The following is a 4,273-nucleotide window of genomic DNA, read 5'->3' as shown; positions in this document are numbered from 1 at the left end:
CGCGCCAAGGACGCGCTGCTGAGCGGCCCCGCCGGTGGCGTCGTGGGCGCGGCGCTGGCCGGGCGGCGCTCGGGACACGCGCGCGTGATCGCGTTCGACATGGGCGGCACCAGCACGGACGTGGCCCGCGTGGACGGCGACTACGAGTACGTGTGGGAGCACGAGGTGGGCGGCGCGCGCATCGTGGCGCCGGCGCTGGCCATCGAGAGCGTGGCGGCCGGCGGTGGCTCCATCTGCGCGTTCGACGCGCAGGGGCTGCGCGTGGGGCCGGAGAGCGCGGGCGCGTCGCCGGGGCCGGCGTGCTACGGCGCGGGCGGCCCGCTCACCATCACCGACTGCAACCTCCTGCTGGGGAGGCTTGATCCCGCGCGCTTCGCCATCCCCGTCCATCCCGCCCCCGCTGCGGAGGCGGCGGACGCGCTCGCCGCCCGCGTCCGCGCACAGACGGGCGAGGCGATGGACCGCGAGGCGCTCCTTTCGGGGATGATCGACATCGCGGACGAGCGGATGGCGGACGCCATCCGCGGCATCAGCCTGCGGCGCGGCTACGACCCGGCGGAGTACGCGCTGGTGGCGTTTGGCGGGGCGGGGGCGCAGCACGCGTGCGGGGTGGCGGCGCGGCTGGGCATCGGCACCGTGCTCGTGCCCACGGACGCGGGGCTGCTGAGCGCGCTGGGCATCGGCCACGCCCCCCTGGAGCGCTTCGCCGAGCGCCAGGTGCTGCGCCCGCTGGACGAGGTGGATGCGACGCTCTCCGCCCTCTTCGCGACGCTGGCGGACGAGGCGGCGGACGCCGTCGCGCGCGAGGGCGTGCCGCGCGGACAGATCGAGATCCGCCGGCGCATCGCCAACCTGCGCTACGTGGGCCAGGACAGCACGCTCACGGTGGAGTGGGACGCGCGGACGCCCCTGCGCGACGCGTTCGAGACGCGCTACGCGGCCGTCTACGGCCATCGCCCCGCCGCGCGCCCCATCGAGGTGGAGTCCGTGCGCGTCATCGCCTCCACGCGCGTCGCCGATCCGCCAGCGCCGCCCACGGCCGATCCGCACGACGCGGAACCGGCCGGAACGCGCCGCACGTGGATCGACGGCACGTGGGCGGACGTGGCCGTTTACGAGCGCGACGCGTTGCGCGCCGGCGCCCACCTGACGGGCCCCGCGCTCATCGCCGAGCGCCACAGCGCCACGTGGGTCGCCGCGGGGTGGAGCGCGCACGTAGATGGTGTGGGAAACGTTGAACTGAAGTGCGAAAGTGCGAAGTGCGAAAGTGCGAAAGTAACGGAAACCGATGGAACGGCAGGGACTTTGTCCGGAGACGAAGTTCACTCCCGCACTTTCGCACTTTCGCACTCTCGCACTGCCGTTCCTGACGCCGTCCGCACCGAGCTCTTCGTCTCCCGCTTTCGCGCGCTCGTGGGCGAGATGGGCGAGATGCTGCGGCGCACGGCCCTGTCGACGAACGTAAAGGAGCGGCTGGACTTCAGCTGCGCGCTGCTGGACGTGGACGGAGAGCTCGTCGTCAACGCGCCGCACATCCCCGTGCACCTGGGGGCCATGGGCCTGTGCGTGCGGATGGTGCGTGACGCCGTCCCCATGCAGCCGGGCGACGTCATCGTCACCAACCACCCCGGCTTCGGCGGATCGCACCTGCCGGACGTGACGGTCATCACGCCCGTCCACGGCGAGGGCGGCGCGCTCCTGGGCTACGTGGCCAGCCGCGCGCACCACGCGGAGATCGGCGGCACGCGCCCCGGCAGCATGCCGCCCGCCGCGCGCACCCTGGCCGAGGAGGGCGTCGTCATCCGCCCCATGCACCTGGTGCGCGGCGGCGTGGCAAACTGGGACGCCATGCGCGCCGTGCTGACGGGCGGCCCGCACCCCACGCGCAACGTGGACGACAACCTGGCGGACCTGGCCGCCGCCGTGGCCGCCAACCACCGCGGCGCGGAGCTGCTGCGCGGGCTGGCCCGCGAGCACGGCGTGCCCGCCGTGGCGGAGTACATGGGCGCCCTCAAGCGCCGGGCGGAGGCGGGCATCCGTGACGCCCTGCGCCGCATCCCCGACGGCATCTACCGCGCGGAGGAGCGGCTGGACGACGGCTCGACGCTGTGCGTGCGCATCACCGTGGAGGGGGAGCGCGCGCGGATCGACTTCGACGGCTCGGCGGACGTGCACCCGGGCAACCTGAACGCCACGCCCGCCATCGTCCGCAGCGTCGTGCTGTACGTGCTGCGCCTGCTCGTCCGCGAGCCGCTCCCGCTGAACGAGGGGCTGCTGAATGCCGTCGATCTGCACGTCCCGCCCGGGCTGCTGAACCCGCCGTTCGGCGACGATCCCGCGCGCGACCCGGCGGTCGTGGGCGGCAACACGGAAGTGAGCCAGCGATTGACGGATACGCTGCTCAAGGCGCTGGGCCTGGCCGCGTGCAGCCAGGGGACCATGAACAACGTGCTGTGGGGCGCGGCGGGGTTCGGGTACTACGAGACGGTGTGCGGCGGGGCGGGCGCGGGGCCGGCGTGGGATGGGGCGAGCGCCGTGCACACGCACATGACCAACACGCGCATCACGGACCCGGAGGTGGTGGAGCACCGCTACCCCGTGCGCGTGGAGCGCTTTGGCATCCGCGCGGGGAGCGGCGGCGCGGGCGCGCACCGCGGCGGCGACGGCGCCGCGCGCGAGCTCACCTTCCTGGCGCCCATGTCGCTGTCCGTGCTCACGCAACACCGCGCGGAGGGCCCGTACGGCATGCACGGCGGATCGCCCGGCGCTCCTGGCCGCCAGCGCGTGATCCGCGCGTCCGGCGAAGTGCTGGAACTGGGCTCGGTGGATGGAACCGAGGTGGAGCCCGGCGACCGTCTGCTGCTGGAGACGCCCGGCGGCGGCGGGTGGGGGACGCCGGGCGATGACGCGTCCTCCTGAGCCGTCGGCGCTGCACGATGAAGCCGGATGGCCGGATGTTCAACCTCCCCCAGGTTTTTTGGGGGAGGTGGGCGAGCTCCGCGAGCCCGGAGGGGGCGCCCGCGCGGGGCCAGTGGACAAGCGCACCATCCCGCGATGCGTCATCCTGAGGGAGCGCCGCGCACAACCTGATCTTCTGCAGGGACCTGGGCGCGACCGAAGGATCTTGCGTCCAATCCACGGGGCAGATGTCGCGCGTGGGAGCCGCCCCGAGTCTCGCCGTCAAGATCCTTCATCGCCGCCATGCATCACGCCCGGACGAAGTCCGCGCGGCGGCTCCTCAGGATGACGCTGGGTCGCGGAGGTGGGTGCTCGAGAACGCCGTCAGGACGACGCAGGGTCGCCGAGGTGGGTTTCTCCAAGCGCGCTCAGCATGACGCATCGTCGGGGGCCTCACGAGGTCGATGGACGACGCGTGTCGCATCGGCCGTGCGAATCTGCTTTGACGGGGGACGGACGGCGATTAGGCTGGAGGCAGGGAACGCGTCCGGTCCGCTTGGGCCGCTCGCGCGGGGAACTCGATCATGCGCGCGGAGGAATGGCGATGGAATACGGTGGCGTAGGCAGGCCGGACCAGTTCGTGGAGATGCAGAGCGGCCCGGAGTGCGGGTTCGAGGCGGTGGAGAACGCCATCCAGATGATCCTCCCCGCCTCCAACGACGTGAGCGAGCTGGACCTCAAGCCCTGGGCCCACCAGAACGGGTTCGTGACCTGGGCCGGCGACCAGGCGACGTTCGCCGTGGCGGGGTACCAGCCCGCGCTGCGACGCTGGGGGATCGACTGCGCCTGGACCGCGGTGAACCACGTGCACCTGGCCAACACGCTGCGGCAGAACCGGGTGACGATCGGCGTGGTGGATGGAAACGTGCTCGATCCGGCCACCTACCGCGATCCCCGCAGCTACCACGCGATCGTCATCACCAACCTGATCTCCACGGCGGATCCGGCGATCCCCATCATCGGCTACTGCGTGGTGGATTCGAACTTCCCGGCGCAGATCCGTCGCTTCAGGGCCGAGCACCTGGCCGCGGCGCTCACCGCGTACGGGCCCACGCCCCTGCTGGTGACGCACGTCCCCGTGGCCCCGGAGAACCAGGCGAACTACGAGATCATGATCGCCCATCCCGACGGCCGCACCGAGTTCCGCTTCTCGCCGACGCCGTGAGAACGTGGGTGGGCGCGCCGGCGGATGACAGCGATCCGGTGTAGGCCCCAGCCCCCGGGCGGGGACCGCGCCCAAGAGCGAATGATGATTGCGGATCTGATCCGGTAAAGGCCGTTCCCCAGCCGGAGCGAATGAATTCGCCGCTGGAAA

2 protein-coding genes are annotated in these 4,273 nt (G+C 72.4%); both read left to right on the top strand.

All coding sequences use genetic code 11. The annotated features are described in order from the left end of the window. A partial coding sequence (locus tag VFZ20_RS07010) for a hydantoinase B/oxoprolinase family protein (RefSeq protein WP_329683130.1) occupies positions 1-2,919 on the top strand: 2,919 nt, incomplete at its 5' end. Between the two features lie 583 nt (positions 2,920-3,502). Continuing rightward, positions 3,503-4,123 carry a hypothetical protein gene (locus VFZ20_RS07005; protein ID WP_329683129.1) on the top strand — a complete coding sequence of 207 codons (621 nt, stop codon included), beginning with the start codon at positions 3,503-3,505 and terminating at the stop codon, positions 4,121-4,123. The last annotated feature ends 150 nt before the right edge of the window (positions 4,124-4,273 follow it).

Source organism: Longimicrobium sp., assembly GCF_036280135.1.
Classification (GTDB): domain Bacteria; phylum Gemmatimonadota; class Gemmatimonadetes; order Longimicrobiales; family Longimicrobiaceae; genus Longimicrobium.
This window is presented reverse-complemented; position numbering and strand designations above follow the sequence as displayed.